The organism is Flagellimonas algicida, assembly GCF_049629585.1.
Classification (GTDB): domain Bacteria; phylum Bacteroidota; class Bacteroidia; order Flavobacteriales; family Flavobacteriaceae; genus Flagellimonas.
Window position 1 is genome coordinate 1,691,099 of record NZ_JBMYIX010000001.1, and the last position, 23,148, is coordinate 1,714,246.

21 protein-coding genes are annotated in these 23,148 nt (G+C 43.9%); 13 read left to right on the forward strand and 8 right to left on the reverse strand.

The features are described from left to right. Positions 1 to 33: 33 nt before the first annotated feature. The 5 genes from ACPD8L_RS07670 to ACPD8L_RS07690 all read right to left on the reverse strand — a co-directional run bounded on the left by ACPD8L_RS07670 (position 34) and on the right by ACPD8L_RS07690 (position 8,139). Entirely contained in the window at positions 34 to 465 is a 432-nt protein-coding gene (locus tag ACPD8L_RS07670; RefSeq protein ID WP_423942765.1) for a hypothetical protein, read from the reverse strand. A gap of 24 nt (positions 466 to 489) precedes the next feature. Next, on the reverse strand, positions 490 to 2,109 hold the full coding sequence (locus ACPD8L_RS07675; RefSeq protein WP_423942767.1) for an amidohydrolase: 1,620 nt from the start codon (positions 2,107 to 2,109) through the stop codon (positions 490 to 492). 50 nt (positions 2,110 to 2,159) lie between these two features. Further along, entirely contained in the window at positions 2,160 to 3,248 is a 1,089-nt protein-coding gene (locus ACPD8L_RS07680; protein ID WP_423942768.1) for an OmpA family protein, read from the reverse strand. Between the two features lie 102 nt (positions 3,249 to 3,350). Beyond that, positions 3,351 to 5,102 carry a TonB-dependent receptor gene (locus tag ACPD8L_RS07685; protein WP_423942770.1) on the reverse strand — a complete coding sequence of 584 codons (1,752 nt, stop codon included), beginning with the start codon at positions 5,100 to 5,102 and terminating at the stop codon, positions 3,351 to 3,353. A 13-nt stretch (positions 5,103 to 5,115) separates the two neighbouring features. Continuing rightward, positions 5,116 to 8,139: a tetratricopeptide repeat protein gene (locus ACPD8L_RS07690; RefSeq protein ID WP_423942772.1), complete on the reverse strand. Its 3,024-nt coding sequence runs from the start codon at positions 8,137 to 8,139 to the stop codon at positions 5,116 to 5,118. Positions 8,140 to 8,468: 329 nt separating this feature from the next. Between ACPD8L_RS07690 and ACPD8L_RS07695 the strand changes: the two genes are divergently transcribed. The 8 genes from ACPD8L_RS07695 to ppgK all read left to right on the forward strand — a co-directional run bounded on the left by ACPD8L_RS07695 (position 8,469) and on the right by ppgK (position 15,204). After that, positions 8,469 to 9,017: a LemA family protein gene (locus tag ACPD8L_RS07695; RefSeq protein WP_293301982.1), complete on the forward strand. Its 549-nt coding sequence runs from the start codon at positions 8,469 to 8,471 to the stop codon at positions 9,015 to 9,017. A gap of 9 nt (positions 9,018 to 9,026) precedes the next feature. Continuing rightward, positions 9,027 to 10,139 (forward strand): DUF3137 domain-containing protein, encoded by a 1,113-nt coding sequence (locus tag ACPD8L_RS07700; protein WP_423942774.1) that lies wholly within the window; start codon positions 9,027 to 9,029, stop codon positions 10,137 to 10,139. Positions 10,140 to 10,232: 93 nt separating this feature from the next. Further along, on the forward strand, positions 10,233 to 10,916 hold the full coding sequence (locus tag ACPD8L_RS07705) for a cell division ATP-binding protein FtsE (RefSeq protein ID WP_116218387.1): 684 nt from the start codon (positions 10,233 to 10,235) through the stop codon (positions 10,914 to 10,916). Between the two features lie 114 nt (positions 10,917 to 11,030). Then, positions 11,031 to 12,056: a sensor histidine kinase gene (locus ACPD8L_RS07710; RefSeq protein ID WP_423942776.1), complete on the forward strand. Its 1,026-nt coding sequence runs from the start codon at positions 11,031 to 11,033 to the stop codon at positions 12,054 to 12,056. Then, a complete protein-coding gene (locus tag ACPD8L_RS07715; protein ID WP_423942778.1) occupies positions 12,053 to 12,736 on the forward strand; it encodes a LytR/AlgR family response regulator transcription factor in 684 nt (227 codons plus the stop codon). Before ACPD8L_RS07710 ends, ACPD8L_RS07715 begins: the two co-directional genes overlap by 4 nt. 105 nt (positions 12,737 to 12,841) lie before the next feature. After that, positions 12,842 to 13,618, forward strand: coding sequence for a dioxygenase family protein (locus ACPD8L_RS07720; RefSeq protein WP_423942780.1), 777 nt, complete (start codon positions 12,842 to 12,844; stop codon positions 13,616 to 13,618). A gap of 12 nt (positions 13,619 to 13,630) precedes the next feature. Then, complete coding sequence (locus ACPD8L_RS07725; RefSeq protein WP_423942782.1) at positions 13,631 to 14,293, forward strand: hypothetical protein; 663 nt, start codon at positions 13,631 to 13,633, stop codon at positions 14,291 to 14,293. Positions 14,294 to 14,445: 152 nt separating this feature from the next. Next, positions 14,446 to 15,204: a polyphosphate--glucose phosphotransferase gene (ppgK, locus tag ACPD8L_RS07730; protein WP_116218392.1), complete on the forward strand. Its 759-nt coding sequence runs from the start codon at positions 14,446 to 14,448 to the stop codon at positions 15,202 to 15,204. A gap of 93 nt (positions 15,205 to 15,297) precedes the next feature. Here the strand turns inward: ppgK and typA are convergent, their stop codons facing one another. From typA to ACPD8L_RS07745, 3 genes are all read right to left on the reverse strand, one after another. Continuing rightward, entirely contained in the window at positions 15,298 to 17,097 is a 1,800-nt protein-coding gene (gene typA / locus ACPD8L_RS07735) for a translational GTPase TypA (protein ID WP_116218393.1), read from the reverse strand. A 100-nt stretch (positions 17,098 to 17,197) separates the two neighbouring features. Next, positions 17,198 to 17,737, reverse strand: coding sequence for a hypothetical protein (locus tag ACPD8L_RS07740; protein ID WP_423942784.1), 540 nt, complete (start codon positions 17,735 to 17,737; stop codon positions 17,198 to 17,200). Positions 17,738 to 17,803: 66 nt separating this feature from the next. Then, on the reverse strand, positions 17,804 to 18,361 hold the full coding sequence (locus ACPD8L_RS07745) for a hypothetical protein (protein ID WP_423942785.1): 558 nt from the start codon (positions 18,359 to 18,361) through the stop codon (positions 17,804 to 17,806). A 70-nt stretch (positions 18,362 to 18,431) separates the two neighbouring features. Between ACPD8L_RS07745 and kdsA the strand changes: the two genes are divergently transcribed. The 5 genes from kdsA to ACPD8L_RS07770 all read left to right on the forward strand — a co-directional run bounded on the left by kdsA (position 18,432) and on the right by ACPD8L_RS07770 (position 23,146). Then, a complete protein-coding gene (gene kdsA, locus ACPD8L_RS07750) occupies positions 18,432 to 19,250 on the forward strand; it encodes a 3-deoxy-8-phosphooctulonate synthase (protein ID WP_423942787.1) in 819 nt (272 codons plus the stop codon). Between the two features lie 162 nt (positions 19,251 to 19,412). Further along, positions 19,413 to 21,734 carry a TonB-dependent siderophore receptor gene (locus ACPD8L_RS07755; RefSeq protein ID WP_423942789.1) on the forward strand — a complete coding sequence of 774 codons (2,322 nt, stop codon included), beginning with the start codon at positions 19,413 to 19,415 and terminating at the stop codon, positions 21,732 to 21,734. 53 nt (positions 21,735 to 21,787) lie between these two features. Next, positions 21,788 to 22,507, forward strand: a complete 720-nt coding sequence (locus ACPD8L_RS07760; protein ID WP_293302009.1) for a DUF4198 domain-containing protein — start codon at positions 21,788 to 21,790, stop codon at positions 22,505 to 22,507. Positions 22,508 to 22,510: 3 nt separating this feature from the next. Continuing rightward, entirely contained in the window at positions 22,511 to 22,843 is a 333-nt protein-coding gene (locus ACPD8L_RS07765) for a hypothetical protein (protein ID WP_116218397.1), read from the forward strand. A 3-nt stretch (positions 22,844 to 22,846) separates the two neighbouring features. Further along, positions 22,847 to 23,146: a hypothetical protein gene (locus ACPD8L_RS07770; RefSeq protein ID WP_116218398.1), complete on the forward strand. Its 300-nt coding sequence runs from the start codon at positions 22,847 to 22,849 to the stop codon at positions 23,144 to 23,146. Positions 23,147 to 23,148 lie beyond the last annotated feature (2 nt).

Genomic DNA, 23,148 nt, shown 5'->3' on the forward strand with positions numbered 1-23,148 from the left:
GAAAAAGGAAAGGGAGGCATAAGCCTCCTTTTTTTATTCTATCTGAACTCCATAATATTTAACACCGTGTTCTTTTGATTTTTCCAGATAATTCTCAATAATGTGCTCTTGACTTGGTAAGATTCTCCCCCCGGCAAGAAAACTTACATTTTCATCTTCCTTGTGCACCAAAACATAGATTCCATCCCCTTCACTCACTGCCAGTTCCACATCCATTTCCTTGCCAACCAACACCGTGTCTGAATCAAGGTTATAGGCATAATGAATATTATATTCATACCACCCACGACCTCCAACGATTGGAGTTCTTGTCTTTTTGATAACAATTCCTGGTACCATTAGAAAATCTTCCTCATCAAAATCCTCATATCTTGGTGACGGGTCACTTTTACAATTGGAAGCGGCAAGCAACAAAAAACTCCCAAATAAAGTTTTGATGAACCAGGATTTAAATGGATTCTTCACTTTGTTCAGAATGACAAGAAGTCGTTATTTTACCTGCTTCCCCGCAACATATACCTGATCTGCCGTCAGTTGGGGAACCTGCTCTATGGGAACGTTCATAATATCCTCGCTCAGAATCACAAAATCGGCAAGTTTACCAGGTTCTATGCTTCCTTTCTCTTGCTCCTCAAAATTGGAATGGGCCGCCCAAATGGTCATTCCTTTCAGGGTTTCTTCGCGGGACAGGGCGTTTTCCATTTGAAATCCTCCCTCAGGGTAGTTATTGACATCCTTGCGGGCCACCGCAGCATAAAAGGTTAAGAACGGACTCACTTGCTCCACGGGAAAATCGGTTCCCAAAGCTACAGTTCCCGCTTTGTCCAATAGTTCTTTGAAGGCATAGGCCCCTTTTACGCGATCTGGTCCCAAACGGTCTTCGGCCCAATACATATCACTGGTGGCATGCGTGGGTTGTACGGATGGAATGATTCCTTTTTCAAAATAATCGAAATCCGCGGGAGAGATTACCTGTGCGTGTTCCACCTTCCAACGACGGCCTTGTTTTCCTTCCAAAGCTTTTTCGTAGGCTCGCAATACCACTACATTGGCAGAATCCCCAATGGCATGGGTATTCATTTGATAGTCCGATGCGGCAATACGCTCCGCCAACGCCCCAATTTGATCCACCGGAGTGACCATGGCCCCAAAATGACCGGGCTGATCGGAATAAGGCGCTCTTAACGCCGCCCCTCTAGATCCCAATGCGCCATCTCCATATACTTTTACGGAGCGCACATTCAACTTCTCGGTTTTTAAGATTCCCTTGTTCAGGAAATAATCCAGGTTCGAAGGAGAACTGCTTACCATGGCGTATATCCGAATGGACAAATCCCCAGCTTGCTGCAAACTGTCTATAAGCTCAATGGTTTCCCGATCCAAACCGGCGTCATCCACTGTGGTCAATCCATAATCGAAACATAGTTTTTCGGCATCTTTTAGTGCCTGTACCTGTGCTTGTTTATCGGGTTGGGGCATAATGGCGTAGACCATTCCCATGGGGCCATCCACCAAAACTCCTGTCAATTTTCCATCCTTTTTGATGATATCACCCCCTACAGCTTTGGTATCCACAGTGATTCCGGCCAAATCCAAAGCCTTTTGGTTGACCAAAATTGCATGTCCATCGATTCTACTCAGTACAACAGGGGTATCCGGAAATATTTCGTCCAATTTGTCCTTGGTGGGAAACTCCTTCACTTCCCAATCGTTCTGGTCCCATCCCCTGCCAAAAACAAAATCGGACGGGCGTTCTTCCTGAAAGGCCACAACCTTATCCAAGATTTCTTCAAAACTGGTGGTCCCCACCAAATCCACTACCTGTTGGTTCAGTCCCAGTGCATAAAAATGACAATGGGCGTCAATGAAACCGGGAACTATGGTCTTCCCTTTGGCATCCAGTTCTTCCTTTGCGGTATATTTTTGATAGATATCAGCCGTTTCGGTCACGGCCACAAATTTTCCATCTTTGATGGCCATGCAACAGGCCTTGGAAAAATCGCCATCAACCGTATAAATATTGGCATTGTAAACGATTAAATCTACTTCTTCTTTTGGATTGCAGGCAAAGAATAAACCTATGGAGAACAGGAGGATATACTTTTTCATGGAACGGATGGTTTCCTCCAAAAATAGAAAATGTAGGGAATATTCAGGGGTTACTCATCCACAAACTCGGTCATCACGAATTCCACCCTGCGGTTTTTTCTTCGGGCTTTATCCGTAAGGGTGGTATCCAAGGGAACTTTGTCCCCATATCCTTTGTAGGTAATCCTGTTCTTTTCGAGGCCGAGACCCATAAGATATTTGGCAACGCTACTGGCCCGTTCCTTGGATAGGACATCGTTATAGGAATCGGAACCCAAATCGTCCGTATGCCCACTGATGGACACTTTGAGGTTGGGATGTTTTTCCAGGTATTCAAACACATCCTGAAGGCTTTGCTTGGCCTTGGGCTGTAAATCAAATCGGTCAAATTTAAAATTGACATGATCCAATACATAAACTTCATTGGGCTGGTATTCGGGACCCAGATAGGTTAACGAAATATCATCCAAATAGTAATAGGCATAGCCTTCCGCATTGGGATTGTTGTTTTTAAAATCGAGATAACGCGTAGCGGCATTGCTCATGAAATTCCCCAGAATGAGGTGTGTTTCAAATCCTTTAGCCACAATATCCATGGTAAGTTCCGTCCAATTTTGCTTGTCATCATAAAAATGGGGTGCAGAGAACTGTTTAATATGGGTGGTCTGTACAATCTGAGACGTCAAAGCCCTGTGGGAAAGTTGTCTTTTCGTGTGAATGGACAAAGGTTTTTCCGCAAATACGGCCCCCATATCCATTACGGCCCCATCAGATTTTTCGGAAAGGCTCATAACCAGTCGCAAGCGATATCGATGTCCTCTTTGCAAGGTTTCGGTCAAGTGTATCTGAATATATTCCCTGTAATCCTTTGGGGCATACAGATACATTCCTGCATAAGCAGTACCCTCAAAGGCCTCCTGTTTCCCTTTAAAGTTCATGGGAATACCCAATTTGGTCCTGCTACATTCGTTGAAATAGTCCGTGGTTCCCAAGGTAGGTGCACTCCAATGTTCCGCATCCTTGTTCAGGTTGCTCATTTTAACGGGGCAGGTCTTGTAATCCTCAAAACCCCCATTACGAACTAAGTTCTGGGCCTTTGTTGAAGAAAACATTAGCACAAAGCCAATGGAAAGCACTATGTGAAAGCGTCGTAGCTGCATGGTTTCCAATTGAATTGGAGCAACCAATCATGGTACACATTTGGGACTGGCGCAAGGTTTAAAACGCCATTTTTAACAAATTATTGCGTATTTACCTACAAATCAGAAGTCAAACTTGTAAGACACCCCTGCCAAGGCCTGAAAGCCCTGTACCCTAAAATTGGCCCATCGCTGGTAATCGCTGTTGGCGATATTGGATGCCTTTATGAAAATCGAAAGCTGCTCATTGATGTGATACCCGGCATGGGCATTGGCATCAAAAAAGCTGTCCAAAGTAACTATGGCCGAAGGAAACTCGAACGGTTCCGCTCCCACAGTTGCCTGCGATACCAAATCATCGCGTTCCCCTACATAGAAGAGATTGGCCCCAAAATACCATTGATCATTGATTTGGTAATCCATGAACAAAGACCCTTTGATGGTGGGCAGGTTCCAAGCAGGGTTATCCGTTTCGGTATCATAATCATAAAATTCCGCATTGACGCCCAAGCTAAAGTTACGATTCACATCCACGTTCAACTCCCCAAAAATGCCCAAGGTTTTTACATCATCATAAAAAACCTGAAAGGAGTTGCCATAATAGTAGCTTTTTTCATCATCCCGAAGCAGGTTCTGTGGATTCAAAAAGAAAAGTGGTTTCCCGTTCTCTGCCGTGTACGACCCCTTGATGTTATAGCCGATATTGGAAGTCAACTGTCCTTTGAGTCCCACATAGCCCTCATACTGTTGGTCGGTGGGCATTATATTCAATGTGGGTGACACATAGGGGTTATCCATTACAAAATCGTGATAGGAATTCTGTTTCAGTTCGCCCTCGATTCCTCCGTAGGCGATCACGTTTTCGTCCAATACCCTATAAGAAGCAGTAACCGCAGGGTAGATATAGAAATTACTGTCGCTGTTCTCTGTATCCAATCCATACACAAAACTGGCCCCAAGGTTTACGGTAAGGTCATCCCGCAAGATCAAAAGGCTGGGTGTGACCCCTGCTTGCAATTGACTGTAGTTGATTTCGCCGTCATTGGCCGTATTGTTCAGGGAGGCATTCTTAAAATTCCCGTTCACAAAGTCCACCTTGGCCCCAATCGTCACCAATTCTTCGGTAATGGGCAATTCCAAAGTAGGATTGATGACCACCCGATTCTCAGCGGACTCTGTGGCATCCCAAAACCGGCGCAACAAGATGTTTCCGGTCTTGAAGAATGAATCCTCCATGTTGAGATGTGCCTTGGCCTCGGCATTGAAATAGTTTTGCTGTTCGTCCATGGCAGCCACGGTAGTTTCATCGAACGCATCATTCTCAATACCGTACCAATTGTACAATTGATGTTGCAATCCGATGCTGGCACCCCAATCCATGTACCGATCCTTTTTGGCGTAGGAGGCGTTCAATTTGGTGTTGTAGAAATCGGTTTCCAAGGGGGTCGAATCCAAATCTCCACGGGAAGATTGGTGGGTCAATCCAAAATCCAACAAATCCTCCCCCCGATTAAATTCCCGACTGGTGTATACATCCACAAGGGCATTATTGTAATTGCCCAATCCTACCGAAGCATAGGAATTGTACAAGGTGGGGGGCGGCGTCCGCTCCACTCCAGAGGCTTTTCCTTTGGCCGGGGTAAAGGTTGAGGCCACAGGGACCGAAAAAATACTGTAATCGATTTTCTTCTTTTGCAGTACTATGGAATCATTGAGGTTGGGTGCCGACTTTATTTTGAAGGCATCCGAAACGGTGGGGGAATACGGTTTTACCACCGTTACCGTTTCCGTACCAATGTCATCGGTTTCTTGGGCGACAACGATTCCATAAAGGCTCAAAAATATCAGTGAAAATATATAGGTTCTCTTTTGCATGCTGTGTCTGGATTTAGTTTCCGTTGGGGTCTACTGAAGAATTGCTTTCGGCCTGTTTGGCCTTGATCACGGTGAGCTCCCCTTTGGCTTCGGCGACGATATCATCAAACTCGGCAAAGTTGCTGATCACACTTTCCAAGATATAGGTGGCCTGAAAAGCATCACCCAAATTGTAAAAGTTCTTGGCCATGATCACCAGTCCTTTGCCTCCCCATTTCTTGTAGGCCGAATAGTCTTTTGCCAATTTTTGCACGGCTACATTCGAGCCTTCAAAATCCTGTTCTTGGTTCTTGAAATAGGCGTCGTAATACCAAGCTTCGGCCGCCAACTCACCCGTGGCAATTTTCTTCACATCCTGATATGCGGTCTTGGCCAGGGCCTCATTGTTTGTTGCGATGGCAGATCGCGCTATCATGATTTGGGCATCGCTCTTGATGCGGTCATCAATTTTGGGTGCTTTCAACACTTTTTCTGCATAAGCAATGGTCTGACGGTAATCCTCTTGTCCGTAATACCCTTTCATTAAATTGGATTGGGCAAAGGTTCGGTTTTCCACAATGTCCGCACTGCTTTCCAATCGTTTTAGATAGGGAATGGCACTTTTGTAATCCTGTTTTTCCACATAGATTTCACAGACCCGGGTAAGGGCCTGTTCGGTATATTCGCCATTTCCGTTGTTGGCCACCGTTTGATATTTGGGCAGGGCCTTGTCCTTTTCTCCTTTGGAGAAGTACAATTGGGCCAATGAAAAATTGGCGTTTTGGGCATGGAGTCCGTTGGGAAATTCCTTTAGATAATCTTCATATCCCCGAATGGCGGCATCGGTTTTCCCTTCCACATATTTCCGGTCGGCCGATTCAAAACTGGCATTGTCCAGTTCAGCGTCCGTAACTTCCACGAAATCCAGATTACGGGCCCAAGCGGCATACTCACTTACCCTTCCTTCGTCCACATAAATCAATTTGGCCGTGGCCACCGCCTGTTTGGCCTCTGGGGTGTTGGGATACTTCTGGACCACTTCCTTGAGCTTGTCCAATGCCTGTTGGTTTCTACTAGCGTTGTAGTGCACCAATCCCTGCCTTAGCATTCCACGAGGAGCGAATTTGCTCTGTGAATACTCCGCGACCAATCGGTCATAGGTTCTCAATCCTTCGCTTTCCTGACCATTTTTAATCAAGGAGTTCCCCAGTTCAAAAAGGGCATCGTCGCGTAAGGTAGAGGTAGGATATCGGGTCAAAAATTCGTTCAAACCTTCAATTTTGGCCGAATTGTTCCCCAAAAATCCGCTGCTGAGTGTTTTCTGAAAAGCAGCATAATCCCGTTCCGGGCCATTCATTTTGGAGGATTCATCATAGGCCCTCATGGCCAATTGGTATTTGCTGGTCACAAAATAGCTGTCCCCCAATCGCAAATAGCCGTCGTTCTTCCGTTGGGCATCAAGGGTATTGGAATTCACCACATTTTTGAAATAGGCAATGGCATTGTTGTAATCCTTCAACTTAAAATAGCAGTATCCCAGATTGTAATCCAGTTCTGGATATTCCGGCATGGATCGGGCTGCTGGAAGACTTTGTAATTTCACAAAATCCACCAAGGCTTCCTCAAAACGGTTCAATCTATAGGCCGATTCTGCCTTCCAATACAGGGCCCTAGCTTCAAATCCTTTATTTTCCGCACTCCTCAACGACTTGGAAAATCGTTCCAATGCAGCTTCGTAATCCCCATCGATAAAGAGTTCCACCCCACGATAGAAAGCCACTTTTTGGTAGGTCTCCTTACTCGCGTAGTTTTTATTTTCCTCCAACAGCTGCATGGCTCCCTCAAAATTTTTGGATGTGATGTACGAATCCACCAAAAGCTCTTGAATTTCCAATTGGTACTTATCCTTTGGATATTTTTCAAGATAAGAGGTCAATACTTGTGGAACGGGTTCGTAAGCGTTGCCTATCTCATAACTGAGCCTTGCGTAGTTGAGAAAAGCATCTTTTTGGATTTCCGGACTGAAGTCCATTTGGGAAGCATTCCGAAATGCATTGAGGGCCTCCGATTTTTTGTCCAGCTTCAGGTAGCATTCCGCTAAATGGTAATAGGCATTCTGCGACACGTTGTTGTTGCCCCCTATAATTTTATTGAACTGTTGGATTGCATTTTCATAGTCACCTTGCTTATAATGGCTATAGCCCAAAAGGTAGTAATCGGTATTGCTCCATTTTCCCCGTTTGCCTTTGTATTCTTCCAAATAGGGAATAGCTTCGGCATATTGCTTCAAGTTAAAATAGCTTTCTCCTATAATTTTGTTGAGTTCGGAAACTTCCTGCCTATTGGATTTGGGCAATTGCTTTTTGGCCATGGCAATGGCCTCCTCGAACTTGCCCAGTTTAAAATTCAAGTCCGCTTGGTAATACGATAATTTTTCGTTTAGCACATCTTGGTCGGTGATTTGGTCGAAGCGAGCGGTGGCCTGATCATAGTCATCTTGCTCATAGGCGATATAGCCTAAATAGTACTTGGCCTGCGACCCATATTTTTGGGATGTGCTCACCTTGTTCAAATAGCGTTCTGCCTCTTGTGGTCTTTTGGAAGCGTAAAGGGCATATCCGTTATTAAAGTTAAACCGTTCCCTATCCGAATAGGCCATGGCGGATTCATCCACTTTCTTGTACCATTTTAGGGCGTAAGGGTATTTTCCAGTCTCAAAATAGTAATCGGCCACATCCAAAAATGCAGAGTTCCGTTTGGTGGAGGTGGGATAGCGCTCCACAAAATCCTCCATCATTTTATCGGCTCCGCGCTGGTTCAAACGAATGGCGGCATTGGCAGCGTAGTAAGCGCTATTGGCCTCGGTCTCTTGGTCCTTGGTGCTGGTCTTCACCTCTTCAAAGATGGTCTGTGCCGCTTGGTACTGTTGGTTATTGTACAAGGCCAGAGCGTCTTGGTATGCTTTGTTTTCGTGGGTATATACTTTGGTTTCCTGTGCCGAAAGCACAAAAAAAGTTCCCAATACCATGGGAATAAGGAGGAGGTTTTTTCGATTCATAGTGTTCTACGCTGTTCTCGACTAACTTTTACCATAACGTCAAAATTTGAGCCAAAGTATATTTAGATCGTAATATGTCGAATTTACATTGGGTATTCCTTGGTGGTTTTTCAAGAATTACTACTTTTGGTTTCAAAGCTCGATTACCTCTAGAGCTTTCATACCTCAAAAATAACAATGTCATCAACATCTTGTCCAAGTTCAAGGACAATCTGTGGCATTTTTTTGTTTTCACAGTTCAACCTCACAGTACCGATCAAGGGCCACAACCTCTTTTGCCTTTGATCAAACACATTGTTCATCTGATGTTTAATCCAATATGCAGAGCCATGACTTATGCCATTATTCTTTTTATTGTACTTCTTTTATTGATCATTTTTTTGTTCAACAATTTAATCGCCAAAAAAAACAAGACCCTCGAAGCTTATAGCAGTATAGATGTTATGCTGAAAAAGAGAACAGACCTGATTCCCCAACTGGTAAAAACAGTTAAGGGATATATGGTCCATGAACGGGAAACCCTGACCGAAATCACCAAATTGCGAGAGAAAATCGTGACCCAAGACCATACCAACGAAGAGCGGTTGAACCTAGAAAACCAAATGAACCAAATGTTGGGGAAACTCCAGATAGCCGTTGAAGCTTATCCTGATCTGAAATCGAGTGAAAACTTCTTGCTACTCCAATCCAGTTTAAACGAGGTGGAAGAACAAATTTCTGCCGCAAGAAGGGCTTATAATGCATCCGTAAACTCCTTTAACAATGCCCTGGAAATGTTTCCTTCCAATCTTGTGGGCAAAATCATGGGGTATTCCCCAAAAACCTTTTTTATCATCGACCCCTTGGAAGCGGAACTCCCATCAATCTCCTTTGACTAAAGTTTTAGGATGATGGATTTTACAACCCTAAAAAAGGAACTCCTGCCATTACTGACAAAGGCTGAGAAACTACGCAAGCGCTATCGTTTCTTTAAGGTTGGCAATGCATTCTTCATTGCCATCATACTCGTTGGCTTTACCTCTTTGCCTATCTTCATGTATACCAGCAGTGCCAGTTATCTCAAATGGATGAGCCAATTGTCCCAAGCCCATTCATGGTTTTCCTTCCAAACCATCATGGTGTTGTACTGGATTCCATTTTTTGTGTTCTTGACAGCATCACAAAACCTGAAAAACAAGTATAAAGGGGCAGAAAGGGAAATTCTAAAAACCCTTCTCAAGAAAACAGCTCCTGAGTTTGCATTCAATGAAAACCTACAGATCACCTCCAAGGAAATAGAGGCCAGTAAACTCATCCCAAGCTATCTCCAGGTCAATTCATCAAAACATCACACACGACCCAAAGTCCACAATCTCAACTTTGGCCTCTTATCGGGAAAAATACGGGAGACTTCCATAAAGATGGGTGATGTAAAGATCCTCAATCAAAGCCTTTATGGCTCCTATCTTATGTATATTCCCTTTTTCACCCATTTCATGTTGTTCTCCACCTACCTGAGACCATGGCTTTCCAAAAAGCATAGCTTTGAACAGACCGGAAGCAGTTTCCTAGGCATGTTTGCCATCATGGACTTCAACAAAAAATTCAATGGTACCACCATTGTCCTTCCCGATCAGCTTGAAAAAAAAGTGGGGTACCTTGCAAAGACCATCCAACAATTGAATCTGAACCGAGACCCTTTGGTCAACCTTGAAAACCCTGAGTTTGAAAAAGAGTTTGTGGTCTACAGTACCGATCAGGTGGAGGCACGCTATATTTTGACCCCTTCCCTAATGGAACGAATAACCAACCTAAAAAGAAAGGTGAACAAACCGATCATGCTTTCATTCAAAGAAAACAAGCTGTATATGGGAGTACATCATCCCTATGGCTTTTTCAGTTTGAACGACAGCAAGAACTTGACCACGTCCAACGCCATTGAGCTCTTTTATGAAGATATCAGCGCCGCCATGGGCATTGTGGAGGATTTGAACCTGAATACCAAAATCTGGAAACAATGACCTTGTTTGCCCACCAAAACTTGCATTAACGATTTATTTTGATACTATTACAGTAAATTCAAATACTTTTGTATTGTTTCCTGAAGAGATATTATGCCTGAAACCATTGTAAAATTAGAGGACGTAGCCGTATTCCAAAATGAGAACCTTGTCCTGCAGAACATTGACCTTGAAGTAAAAAAAGGTGAGTTTGTATATATCATTGGAAAAACGGGCAGCGGTAAAAGTAGTTTTATGAAAACACTTTATGCCGATATTCCCCTGAAACAAGGCAATGGCCAAGTGGCAGATTTTGACCTAAGAAAGCTCGAGGAAAAGAACATCCCCTACCTACGTAGAAAACTGGGCATTGTTTTTCAGGATTTTAAATTGCTCCCTGATCGCAACGTGAACAACAATCTTCTTTTTGTGCTCAAAGCCACCGGTTGGACAGACCCGTCAAAAATGAATGCCAAAATCGAAGAGGTTCTGGACAAGGTCGGCATGAAATCCAAAGGATTCAAGTATCCCCATGAACTTTCCGGCGGGGAACAGCAACGCATTGCCATTGCCCGCGCCCTTTTGAACGACCCAGAACTTATCTTGGCAGACGAGCCCACTGGAAACCTGGATCCACAGACCAGCGTGGAGGTCATGAAAGTGCTTCAGGAAATCAACCAGAATGGTCGCACCATAATCATGGCCACCCATGACTACGCATTGATCTTGAAATACCCGCATAAAACCTTGAAATGTGACGGAAGCAAGGTTTTTGAGGTTGTACAGAAGGCAGTTTGAGTTCTTTGAGGACCAAAAAATGACATTAACCCTGCACTGGAAGGTGTTCACCTCATTTTTTTAATCTTTGATTCTCATTGGACTAGGTTTAATCGTTAACCTAAACGTAAACATTTGAAAAATCGCAACCTTTGGATCAACTTCCTAATCGGTATGGGATTACTGAGTGTCCCCATACTGACCTCTCCGGATTTTGGCTCATTCCAGAATATGGCCAAGGCACCTGGTTTCCAACGCAGTCTTTTGGCATATTTTCTGCTATTTGCCTTCTTCTATCTGAACTACTATATTTTGATACCCAAATTTTATTCAAAGGAAAAAAGATGGATCTACGCATTTCTTCTGTTGGCTTGCTTTATAGTTGTTTCCTTCACCCCCAATCTCATTATAAACAACCCAAAACCTCCATCTACACTCCCCTTTCCGAATACTCCACCCCACAAAACGGCTCCCATTGACCTTTTTGGTTTCAGGGACACGTTCATTGTCCAGTTCTCCATGATTGCCTTCCTTTCAATTTTGCTTCGATTGGACAATAGGCTCAATGCCATTCAAAATGAGAAATTGAAAGCCGAGGTGAACTATCTAAAAGCCCAAATCAATCCTCACTTTTTGTTCAATACACTGAACAGTGTTTATGCCCTTACCTTAAAGAAATCGGATGAGGCGCCATGGGCGGTATTAAAGCTATCGGAAATGATGCGTTATGTGGTCACGGAAAGCCATGCCGAAAAAGTATCCTTGGAACGTGAAATTCAGTACATAACGGATTACATAGACCTACAGAAGCTTCGAATAGGCAAACATGCCAACTTGGTTTATGAGATACAAGGAAACCCCAAAGGCCAAAAAATCGCTCCTATCATACTGATCAACTATGTTGAAAATGCTTTCAAATATGGAGTTAACCCGGACGAACTTTCCAATATCCGTATTTTTATCAATATTGGATTCCATAATGTTGAGCTTATCGTTGAGAATAAAATCACCGTAAAGAATAGCAGCTTTATGGAACCAACAACAGAGGGCAATAAAAACACCAGGAAGCGACTGGATTACTTTTATCCTGAAAAATACCAATTGCATATAGACCAAAGAGACAATTTTTATATGGTGAACCTTTCAATCGACCTTTCATGATAAAAGCTGTGGCATTGGACGATGAAGTATTGGCACTGGAAATCATTCAAGCCTACTGTGACCAAATCGAATATTTGGATTTGGCACATACTTTTACCGAACAAGGCAAGGCCATCCGCTATCTCAACAAGTTCGATGTAGACCTACTCTTTCTGGATATTCGAATGCCAGGGTTGAATGGACTGGAACTTTATAGATCCCTGAAACAGCAGACCAAGGTTATATTTACCACTGCTTATGACCATTACGCCTTGGAAGGTTTCAATGTAAACGCCATTGATTATCTATTAAAGCCATTTTCCTTCCAACGCTTTCAGACCGCCGTGGAAAAAACCAAAAGACAACTGGAGCTGGAACGGGCCAACCCCAATGTCCAAACGCACCTATCTATCCGGGCCGACTATAAACTGCACCATATTCCCCTTGAGGATATTATACTGATCGAGGCCTTTGACGATTATGTGAAGATTATCTTGGAGGACGATACTAAAATTGTGGCCAGGTCCACCATGAAGGACATCTATGAAAAACTCCCCAAACCCATGTTTCTAAGGGCACATCGCTCCTACATCGTCCCAACAAAAAAAATAACCGGCATCTATAAAGATGTGGCTAAAATTGGTGAATTCGCCATTCCATTGGGTAAATCATACAAAGCCAATATTTTAGAAAACCTTTAACAACCCTACTCCTTTCACCTCACCTTTCAAGGCATTGACCGCAATAATTACCATCAGCTTTGGTGCCTATATAGATTTACCCCATAATCATTAAAATATTGTGATATGAAACGAAAGGAATTTCTAAAAGGCATGGGGTTGGCCGGCTTGTCCGTGACCAGTTTATCGCTTTTGACCTCCTGTTCAAAAGACAATGAAGACTCCCTTTACATAGATGATGAATCAAGCACTGATACTACTTCAGAAAGTGATACGGGGTCTACCACCGATGACAACACCTCTGGAGACTGCGGGGTAACTCCAAGCGAGACCGAAGGACCATTCCCAACCCACGACCCGGAAGATTTGGAACGCGTGGACATTGTTGGGGACCGTACTGGAATTGATTTGGACATGAACATCACCATTCGCAACGTCAATGATAGCTGTAATGCGCTCGAAGGCGCCATAGTGGATGTATGGCATTGCGATAAGGATGGAAATTATTCAGAATATGGAGGCAGTGGCATGCAGTCCACCAATTATACCAATACCAGCTTTTTACGCGGCAGACAGGTAAGCAATTCCAGTGGAACTGTAGAATTCGCGACTATCTTTCCCGGATGGTACAACGGACGATCAACACACATACACGTTCACATCTATGATGCGGATGGCAATTCTCTGTTGGTTACCCAGATTGCTTTTCCGGAAGGAGAGAACAGTGCAGTGGTACGCGTAAATGCCGCCAGTGAATATGGATATACCAAGGGTATGAACGGGTACACCTACCATTCCCAAGACAACGTTTTTAGCGATGGCGTAGATGAAGAATTGGCCAGTGTTGGAGGCAGTGTTTCTGAAGGATTTACTCTTACCCACGATATATACGTCAATGCCTAAACCATTTTGAAGATGATTGTCCAGCACCCTGCCCAACTATTTGTGAGCCACAAAAGAGCATGTGATCGATCCGAACAATACAGATGCCTCTCCGTACCACTACAAAACAATAAAAAGCTTAAAAAAGTTGTACGGCTTTCCGATGAGACCTTGGCTCCAAGAGCATCCAGATCTTTTACTACCGAGGAAGACATTTCCCTTATTTTGATCCCATTGGTAGGTAGCATTACCTATTGTTCCAATGGTTCAAATGAATTGCACACGTTTCCAGAGGAATTGCAGGTCATTAACCTTAAAAAGGGAAACGCTTTCCGCATTACCAATAAAAACGAAGATGTTCTGGTCAACTATCTTCAGATTTGGGTAAAAATGGACTTGGTCCCGGAAAAAATAACTTTTGACACCTATTCCCATAACCAACTGAACATCATTTATGGAAAGAAGCCCGTTAATATCCTATTTGGGGTTTTTGATGGAAGAAAGGAAGGCTTCTTTACCACCACTGAACAAGAAAACATACTTCTGACCTTTGTGATCAATGGTGCTTTTGAAGTACAAAATCGGTTGTTGGAATCTAGGGATAGCTTGATATTAAGCCATACAAGACTGTTGGAGCTGGAGGCTCTTTCAGAAAATGCCATTGTTTTGATAGTGGAAGAAAATAATTCATGTTGACTTGGTTTTGTTTTTGATCCCAAAGGCCAGACTGTTACCAAAAGTAACTGTTCTGGTCTTTTTGCTATTAAACCATATGGTCTTCAAAACACATTATTATCATTCCCAAAAACTTTTTTGTTTCTTTGCCCAAACAAAAATTCCTTCCATTTATGGAAATTCTTGGTATTGATATTGGTGGATCGGGCATTAAAGGAGCCTTGGTGAATGCAGAAACTGGCGAAATGTTAACCGAAAGGTATCGCATTCCCACTCCAAAGTCCAGAAAACCGAAGGACATGGCCAAAGTTGTAGCCGAAATTGTGGAACACTTCAATTATAGTGGACCTGTGGGCTGTGGCTTCCCTACCATTGTAAAAAACGGAGTCTGTATATCCCCGGGTAATTTGGACCCTAGCTGGGTAGGCGTCAACATTGATGAATTGTTCACCGAAGCCACCGGGCACGAGGTTACCGTTTTGAACGATGCCGATGCCGCTGGTTATGCCTCCATGAACTACGGTGCCGGAAAGGGTCAGGATGGCCTTGTAATCATGATCACCATTGGTACCGGGTTGGGCAGCGGAGCTTTCTACAATGGCGTTCTACTTCCCAATTTTGAATTGGGACAGATTCCCTATAAAAAATACAAGAAGATTGAAAAGTGGGCCGCGGCCTCTGCCAAGGAGCGCGAAGGGCTCAGCTACAAAAAGTGGGGCAAGCGTTTCAATAAATTCCTGAATTTGGTGGAATTGATCGTAAACCCCGACCTGATCATTGTTGGCGGAGGTACGTCAAAGGACTGGGATCAGTTTAAACATCTGATCGATGTTGAAACCAAAGTGGTAAAAGCGGAACTGATGAACCATGCCGGAATCATTGGGGCTGCCGTAGGTTGTTTGCGCGAACAGCATCACGGGCACTTGCATTGATCCAGTAAGAATCAAGTTCAAGTACAAACCCACCGCCAGTGGACAATTCCGTTGGCAATCTCCAGTAAGGGACGCTAAAAACGTCTTGACTCCTTAGCTTGCCTTGTTTCGCTTACGGTCTACTTCCTTCAAATAAATTTTTCGAAGTCTAAGATGGTTGGGAGTTACCTCAACATACTCATCTTTTTGGATGTATTCCAAGGCTTCTTCCAATGAAAACTTGATGGCCGGTACAATTTTGGCCTTGTCATCCGCACCGGCGGAACGAACATTGGAAAGTTTCTTGGTCTTGGTCACGTTTATGGTCATGTCATCTCCCCTGGAGTTTTCACCAATTACCTGACCTTCATAGATTTCCTCTCCCGGATCAATGAAAAACTTACCTCTTTCCTGCAATTTATCAATGGAATAAGGAATAGCGGTTCCATTTTCCATGGAAATCAAGGAACCGTTCAATCGCTGTGCAATGTCCCCTTTCAAGGGTTGGTATTCCTTAAATCGGTGGGCCATAATGGCCTCACCGGCAGTAGCGGTCAACAATTGGTTTCGCAATCCAATGATCCCCCTGGAAGGAATCATGAATTCACATACCATTCTGGAGCCTTTGGCCTCCATACTGATCATTTCCCCTTTTCTTACGGAAACCATTTCCACAGCCTTTCCGGAAACCTCTTCTGGCAAATCTATGGTGAGGTGCTCCACGGGCTCACATTTTACACCATCCACTTCCTTGATGATTACCTGCGGCTGTCCAATCTGAAGTTCGTAACCTTCCCTACGCATGGTCTCGATCAAAACGGAAAGGTGCAATACCCCACGGCCAAACACCATGAATTTATCGGCACTGTTGGTCTCCTGTACCCTAAGGGCCAAGTTCTTCTCCAACTCCTTTTCCAATCTTTCCTTGATATGCCTTGAGGTAACAAACTTTCCATCCTTTCCAAAAAATGGACTGTCATTGATGGTGAACAACATGCTCATGGTGGGTTCATCAATGGCGATGGTCTTCAACTTTTCAGGATTTTCAAAATCCGCTACGGTATCCCCTATTTCAAAACCTTCCATACCTACAATGGCACAAATATCGCCAGCAGTTACTTCCGAAACTTTTTGTCTGCCCAGACCTTCAAAGGTGAACAGCTCCTTGATACGGGTCTTTACAATGCTGCCGTCCCGCTTCACCAATGAAATCTGTTGTCCCTCCTTTAAAGTACCACGTTGCAACCTACCAATGGCGATTCGCCCGGTAAAGGATGAAAAATCCAAGGATGTGATCAGCAACTGAGTGGAACCCTGTTCAGGTTTAAATTCCGGGATATGTTCCACCACCATGTCCAAAAGTGGTTCAATATTTTCGGTAGGTTTTTGCCAATCGGTACTCATCCAGTTGTTCTTGGCAGAGCCATATACCACTGGGAAATCCAATTGCCATTCCTCGGCACCCAATTCAAACATAAGGTCAAATACCTTTTCATGTACCTCTTCGGGCGTACAGTTTTCTTTATCCACCTTGTTGACCACCACACAGGGTTTCAATCCAAGGTCAATGGCCTTTTGCAATACAAAACGGGTCTGTGGCATAGGGCCTTCAAAGGCATCCACCAGCAACAATACCCCATCGGCCATGTTGAGGACACGTTCCACTTCCCCACCGAAATCGGCGTGCCCAGGGGTATCTATAATATTGATCTTGGTGTCTTTGTATTGAACGGAAACATTCTTGGAAACAATGGTGATTCCGCGCTCCCGCTCCAGGTCGTTGTTGTCCAAAATTAAATCGCCCTTGTTCTCATTATCCCGAAACAACTGGCAGTGATACATAATTTTATCAACCAAAGTAGTCTTACCGTGGTCTACGTGGGCAATGATTGCGATGTTCTTGATTTTGGACATAACCTATTTTTTAAGCCCGCAAAGATACTGCTATTTTCTACTTGTCAATACGCTAAAGTGTTATTTTTATCTTATTGATTTTGAGAAAGTTTCAAAAACCTTATCTCTTTGGAATCACCCAACCGAGCTTTAGAGCCATCAACATTCCGGGACCAGTGTCGAATTCATCAAAAAAAAGGGCGGGGCCAACCTCAAATCGAAACTGTAGTCCTTTCTGTCCAGTCCGCTGAAGACCATACACCACGCCTACGCCACCAAAAAAGTCAGAAACGTAGTCCAAATCTCCGATTACGGCCTTTCCCCCTTGAATGGCAAAGGTGGGGGCAATATAATTTCCGGTATTGCCCTCAATACGCTTTTCCTTATTCAAACGTCTGTCAAAATTATAGTAGTACCGATATTGTATGCGCCCAATTGGATAAATACCGATCCCACTATCAAAAAAGGTGGATTCCCGATATGCAAACCCAATAGTTGCTTCTGCCGCCAAAGAAGAGTTATTGGAAACCCCATATTCATACACAACTCCTGGAAGCAAGAAATTCAGGGTCAATTGATGGTCTTCAGTATACTTTGTGGATTGGGCCACAACAAGGTTTCCAAAGAATACTACAAAAAGTAAGGAAGCAATGTTTTTCATGGATGTTGGATTGAGTATGGTTTGGTTCCTCAAACATCACGCCAAAAAACATATTTATTGATGCTGTCAACGCCCCACACACCATCTTTTTTCACTCACAATCCAGCCCAAGCTCAAATTTACCACGGGATAAATGCCCCCTTTAAAAGGCCCCACATAGTACCCTGCTCCGGCATCAATGGAGAAACTTATTCCGGAATCATAGCTGCGCTGTACCCCATATACCAGACCTCCATAGCCATGAACCCCATCCACAATCCTGTTCTCCACCACACGACTCCCGGGTGAAAATATCGCCGCCGAAGGGGCCAAGTAATTCCCGGAATTCCCATAGATGGGTTTTCTTCTTCGCTGTCTCCCATTGAAATTGTGATAATATCGGTTCTGGACCGTGATGGCGGGGAAAAAATCAAGATTTTCCATAGGTGCTGTACTGGCGGGTTCCAAAGCCATCTGCCAAGCTACCCGTACATCCAATGTACTGTTCACTCCCAAACCCATTTCGTACTCCACCCCTGGGTTAAAAATGTTGATTTTGATTTGCCGAATCTCGCAATTCATACCGTATTGGGCAAAGGAAGAAATACCGGAAAACAAGAATACCATATAAAGAAAACGACGCATGGTAGGTTAATTTGGTATTCTTATAACATTTACTTTTTCAAAATAGTATTTTTGTTGAAAATATATGCCCATGCGATTAGATGCCATTCCCCAAATAAAACATGCAGATAGCAACAACTTTTTTCTATTGGCCGGTCCCTGCGCCATTGAAGGCGAGGAAATGGCCATGCGAATAGCGGAAAAGGCAGTGGCCATCACGGATAAACTGCAAATTCCCTATGTGTTCAAAGGAAGTTTTAAGAAGGCCAATCGAAGTCGCCTTGATTCCTTTACCGGAATCGGGGATGAAAAGGCATTGAAAATCCTGAGAAAAGTCTCCGAGACCTTCAAGGTGCCCACGGTTACCGACATCCATGAAATTTCGGATGCCTCGATGGCCGCCGAGTATGTGGATGTGCTTCAAATACCTGCATTTTTGGTACGCCAGACCGATTTGGTGGTCGCCGCTGCAGAAACCGGAAAGGTGGTCAATCTAAAGAAAGGGCAGTTTATGAGCCCTGAAAGCATGAAACATGCCGTTACCAAGGTTACGGAAACAGGCAACGAACAGGCCATTATTACAGATAGAGGTACCATGTTCGGCTATCAGGACATGATTGTTGATTTTAGGGGCATTCCCACTATGAAGCAGTACGCACCTGTGGTATTGGATGTGACCCACTCCCTACAACAGCCCAACCAATCCTCTGGGGTTACCGGGGGTAGACCAGCACTGATCGGCACCATGGCCCGCGCGGGTATCGCAGCTGGTGTGGACGGTCTTTTTATGGAAACCCATTTTGACCCAACCAATGCCAAAAGTGATGGTGCAAACATGCTGGATCTAAGCTTATTGGAAAAATTACTGACCGATTTAACGGCCATCCGACGTACCATTAACTCCCTCTAACATAGAAATTAAGTAAAGTGCTACGATTAACCCATTGTTAATCATGTGATTAGAATTTTTTTTCAACTTTATTTTTAATTAGTCTAAATATTCCTTGCGTAAGTAGGCATCGGCTTATACATTTGCAATCAAAATTTATTTAGACCAATTATAAATAACCTCATGAAGAATATATTTCTCCTCCTCAGTTTTGCGGTATGTTTTGCTTCGCACGCACAAACTGGAAGCCTTAAAGGCAAAGTGATCGATTCAAGAAACAATCCACTATCCAACGTAAACATTGCCATTTCACATACCAGTCTGGGTACCACTACGGATGATTCCGGTAGTTACCTGATTCAGGATCTGTCCCCTGGCTCCTATACCCTTACCTTTTCAATGATAGGGTATGAAAGCCAGACCATTTCAGCAAATGTTTTGGCCAACAGAACAACTTCTGTAACCACCATTGCCTTGATTGAAAAGAACGAACAATTGAACGAGGTGATTGTTGAAGGCCATCAAAACAAGTACGTGGAAAATGAGCCTTCCACTTCTTTACGGTTAAAGACCAAATTGGTGGAGCTGCCCCAAAATGTACAGGTCATCAGTTCTGAAATCCTTCAAGACCAACAGGCCACAAGCATCATGGATGGCGTTATCCGTAATGTCAGTGGAGTGACCATGTTGGAACACTGGGGACATTTTGCCCGCATCAACATGCGCGGTTTTCGTTTGCCTGCCTTCAGAAATGGTATCAATGTTCAAGATAGCTGGGGACCATTGTCTGAAGATATGAACACCGTGGAACGCATTGAATTTGTCAAAGGTCCTGCCGGATTTATGATGTCTGCGGGTGAACCTGGCGGTTTCTATAACGTAGTCACCAAAAAGCCTACCGAGCAATTTATTGCCAATGCTTCTTTCAGTGTCGGAAGTTTCGATTTTTACCGTGGTACTGTTGATGTTAGCGGAAAACTCTCCGAAAATGGAAAACTATTGGGACGGTTCAATGCCATGTTGCAAACCAGCGATAGCCATAGGGGCAATGAGGATGTTACCCGATACGGTATAGCCCCCTCTCTTACCTACAAATTTTCAGACCGGACTTCCGTTACCGCGGAAATGAACCTGCAACAAGCCGAATCTTACATTGGTTCTGCCTATGTTTTTGCACCCTCCAGTGCCGGATATGCCAGTTTGGACAGGGATTTTAAATTCACCAATAACGATTACCCAGTAACGGACATCCAAGAGGTGACCTTCTTTGCCAACCTAAAGCATGAGTTTTCCGATAATTGGAGTATGGAAGGACAATTGGGGTATTTGCGCTATGATCAAGTAGGTAATTCAACCTGGTTGCTTTCCCTTCAGGAAAATGGGGATGCCTATCGCTATGTATCCAAATGGGATGCGCTTTCCTTGGGCAAGTATGCACAAGTATATCTTTATGGAAATTTCAATACGGGTGGTGTTTCCCATAAGGTCATGGGAGGCTTTGACTATAGTGACAAGTCGTACTGGGCCGATTGGTTTGAATCTTCCGTAGTGGATACCACTACCCCGTTCAATATTTTCAATCCGGTTTATGGTACCAGTCCAGAGCCTGTTTTTGACCGTTCTGCCTCTGTTCAATATCGTAATGGTGGCACTCCTTATGGTGCGAATACCGTAAGGGCCTATTATGCCCAAGATGAGATTGGGTTCCTCGATAACCATATCCGATTTACATTGGCTGGTAGATACACCAATCTCTATACCCTTGGCAAAACAGAAACAGATGATGTTTTTACCCCGCGGGTAGGTTTAAGTGTGGATATTGTTCCCACCTTGACCGCCTACGCATTGTACGACCAATCCTTTTTACCACAAAGTGGCGTGAACAGCTCAGGCGAATTGCTTAATGACCCTGTGGAAGGAAAAGACATTGAAGGAGGTATCAAGGCCAACTTCTTTGATGGGAGACTGCGGACGTCATTGGGTGTTTATAAAATCAACAAAAACAAAATCTTGGTGGGCGACCCAGCCTATCCCAACGATAATTTCTCCATCTACTCCGGTGAAATCGAATCCAAGGGAATTGAATTTGATGCACAAGGGCAGATTACCCCAGAATTGAACATCATTCTCAACTATGCCAACACCAATGTAAAAGATAAATCGGGCAGCCTTGTGGCCGGCCACTCCAAACATGTGACCAATGGATGGTTGAACTACAATTTTTCCGAGACATCGGCATTGAGCGGATTTGGGGCATCCTTGGGATATCAATACCAATTGGACCGTTCCACATGGGCTTGGGCCGCTGACAACCAATCCGACCTACCCAACTATTTCAGGTTAGATGGGGCCCTATCATGGAGAAATGACCATTTCAGGGTTCAATTGAACATCAACAATATCCTTGATGAATACCTGTATTCCGGGTCTGATTATGGAACCTATCTGTACTGGCAATCAGAACCGGGAATCAACGGTAGGGTAACCGTAGCATACACCTTTTAAGCAACCATAACATTGGGCCCATTGCATATATGGGCCTTTAAAAACCTGATATCATGAAAACAAATTGCATTGCGTTATTGCTCTTCCTTTTTGGACTGGCTTCTGCCAACGCCCATTACCTATGGATAGAGACCGAGGGCAACGGAACCTTGGGCCAGCCCCATGAAGTCCGTGTGCACTTTGGGGAATACACCTATGGGGTTATTGAAGAGGTGGAAGGGGAAGCTTTCCCAGCCGTTTCAAAGTTTACCCTTTGGGTAATTGCTCCCGATGGCACTAAAACCCAACTGAACACCACTCCCAAGAAAGACCATTATCTGGCCCATTTCACTCCAAACAAGAATGGTGTGTACACAGTGGTAATGAACAATGATGAGATTGATGTCATTGATTACACCCAGTATGATTTTGGCATCTTCAAAACCCATTATCACTCAACCGCCAAGGTCCGGATAGGCAGTACGGATGCCGATACCAAAACAGCAAATCCCAACGGTATTGTGGTAAAGCAATTGGCCAATAATGGGAATGAAGTCAAACTTCAAGTACTGTACAAAGACCAACCTTTGGCAAAAAACGAATTGCAAGTCTATGTGGCGGACCTTTGGTCAAAGACCTTGCACACCGATGACAATGGCGAAGTATCCTTTGCCCTGCCTTGGAACACCAAGTACATTGTGGAGACCACGACCAAAGAAGAAGTTCCTGGCACATACAAAGGGGATGACTATGAGTTTATTTGGCATTGCGCCACCTATTGCATAAAACCATAAGCTATGGTGACCCTTATTTCATTGCTCACTTTTATGGCCTTTTATCTGCTTTACGGTACCTCTAAAAAGATGGCCGCCATAGGTGAACTGGGCACTGAAAAATGGACAGGTGAACATAAAAAAATAGCTCAATCAGCCAGTTTGGCCCTAATGATTTTTTCATTGGGGCTTAGCTGTTTTTTATGGGGTCTTGGTTCCGGAACCTTCACTTTTTTCATCCTTTTGATGACCGTTGCCAGTTTGGTGATTCTCCTGGCCCCCTTACGCTTGTTGAACTATCGCTTTTTGGGTATCCTTTTTTTATGTTCCATCCTTTTTGAAACTTTATTGTTTTAACCTATGCCAGCCAACAAAAAATATTTGACCCCATCCCCCTCGCAACGATTTGCCAAAATAACCGCTGCCATTTTGGGAGGTCTTATGGTGGCCATTATGTTCCATATGGCCTTGGCCAGTTGGTTCAACCACGTAGCTGTTATTATTACCAGTACATTTTCCGCTTTCATCCTTTGGGCCGTACTGATGGTCTTGGCTTTTTTGGGCAAGAACGGATGGAAGGTCTGGGGCATGTATCTCTTGGCCAGTTTAGTGCTCTTTGTCATATTTTATTTTGGAAACCAAACCAACCCTCTTGTTTAAAA

What these genes read in the sequence shown, in the direction of transcription:
- ACPD8L_RS07675 (WP_423942767.1), bottom strand. Translation starts at nt 2,109, where the DNA reads ATGAAAAAGTATATCCTCCTGTTCTCCATAGGTTTATTCTTTGCCTGC.
- ACPD8L_RS07680 (WP_423942768.1), bottom strand. Translation starts at nt 3,248, where the DNA reads ATGCAGCTACGACGCTTTCACATAGTGCTTTCCATTGGCTTTGTGCTA.
- ACPD8L_RS07685 (WP_423942770.1), bottom strand. Translation starts at nt 5,102, where the DNA reads ATGCAAAAGAGAACCTATATATTTTCACTGATATTTTTGAGCCTTTAT.
- ACPD8L_RS07690 (WP_423942772.1), bottom strand. Translation starts at nt 8,139, where the DNA reads ATGAATCGAAAAAACCTCCTCCTTATTCCCATGGTATTGGGAACTTTT.
- ACPD8L_RS07695 (WP_293301982.1), top strand. Translation starts at nt 8,469, where the DNA reads ATGACTTATGCCATTATTCTTTTTATTGTACTTCTTTTATTGATCATT.
- ACPD8L_RS07700 (WP_423942774.1), top strand. Translation starts at nt 9,027, where the DNA reads ATGATGGATTTTACAACCCTAAAAAAGGAACTCCTGCCATTACTGACA.
- ACPD8L_RS07705 (WP_116218387.1), top strand. Translation starts at nt 10,233, where the DNA reads ATGCCTGAAACCATTGTAAAATTAGAGGACGTAGCCGTATTCCAAAAT.
- ACPD8L_RS07715 (WP_423942778.1), top strand. Translation starts at nt 12,053, where the DNA reads ATGATAAAAGCTGTGGCATTGGACGATGAAGTATTGGCACTGGAAATC.
- ACPD8L_RS07720 (WP_423942780.1), top strand. Translation starts at nt 12,842, where the DNA reads ATGAAACGAAAGGAATTTCTAAAAGGCATGGGGTTGGCCGGCTTGTCC.
- ACPD8L_RS07725 (WP_423942782.1), top strand. Translation starts at nt 13,631, where the DNA reads ATGATTGTCCAGCACCCTGCCCAACTATTTGTGAGCCACAAAAGAGCA.
- ppgK (WP_116218392.1), top strand. Translation starts at nt 14,446, where the DNA reads ATGGAAATTCTTGGTATTGATATTGGTGGATCGGGCATTAAAGGAGCC.
- typA (WP_116218393.1), bottom strand. Translation starts at nt 17,097, where the DNA reads ATGTCCAAAATCAAGAACATCGCAATCATTGCCCACGTAGACCACGGT.
- ACPD8L_RS07740 (WP_423942784.1), bottom strand. Translation starts at nt 17,737, where the DNA reads ATGAAAAACATTGCTTCCTTACTTTTTGTAGTATTCTTTGGAAACCTT.
- ACPD8L_RS07745 (WP_423942785.1), bottom strand. Translation starts at nt 18,361, where the DNA reads ATGCGTCGTTTTCTTTATATGGTATTCTTGTTTTCCGGTATTTCTTCC.
- kdsA (WP_423942787.1), top strand. Translation starts at nt 18,432, where the DNA reads ATGCGATTAGATGCCATTCCCCAAATAAAACATGCAGATAGCAACAAC.
- ACPD8L_RS07755 (WP_423942789.1), top strand. Translation starts at nt 19,413, where the DNA reads ATGAAGAATATATTTCTCCTCCTCAGTTTTGCGGTATGTTTTGCTTCG.
- ACPD8L_RS07760 (WP_293302009.1), top strand. Translation starts at nt 21,788, where the DNA reads ATGAAAACAAATTGCATTGCGTTATTGCTCTTCCTTTTTGGACTGGCT.
- ACPD8L_RS07765 (WP_116218397.1), top strand. Translation starts at nt 22,511, where the DNA reads ATGGTGACCCTTATTTCATTGCTCACTTTTATGGCCTTTTATCTGCTT.
- ACPD8L_RS07770 (WP_116218398.1), top strand. Translation starts at nt 22,847, where the DNA reads ATGCCAGCCAACAAAAAATATTTGACCCCATCCCCCTCGCAACGATTT.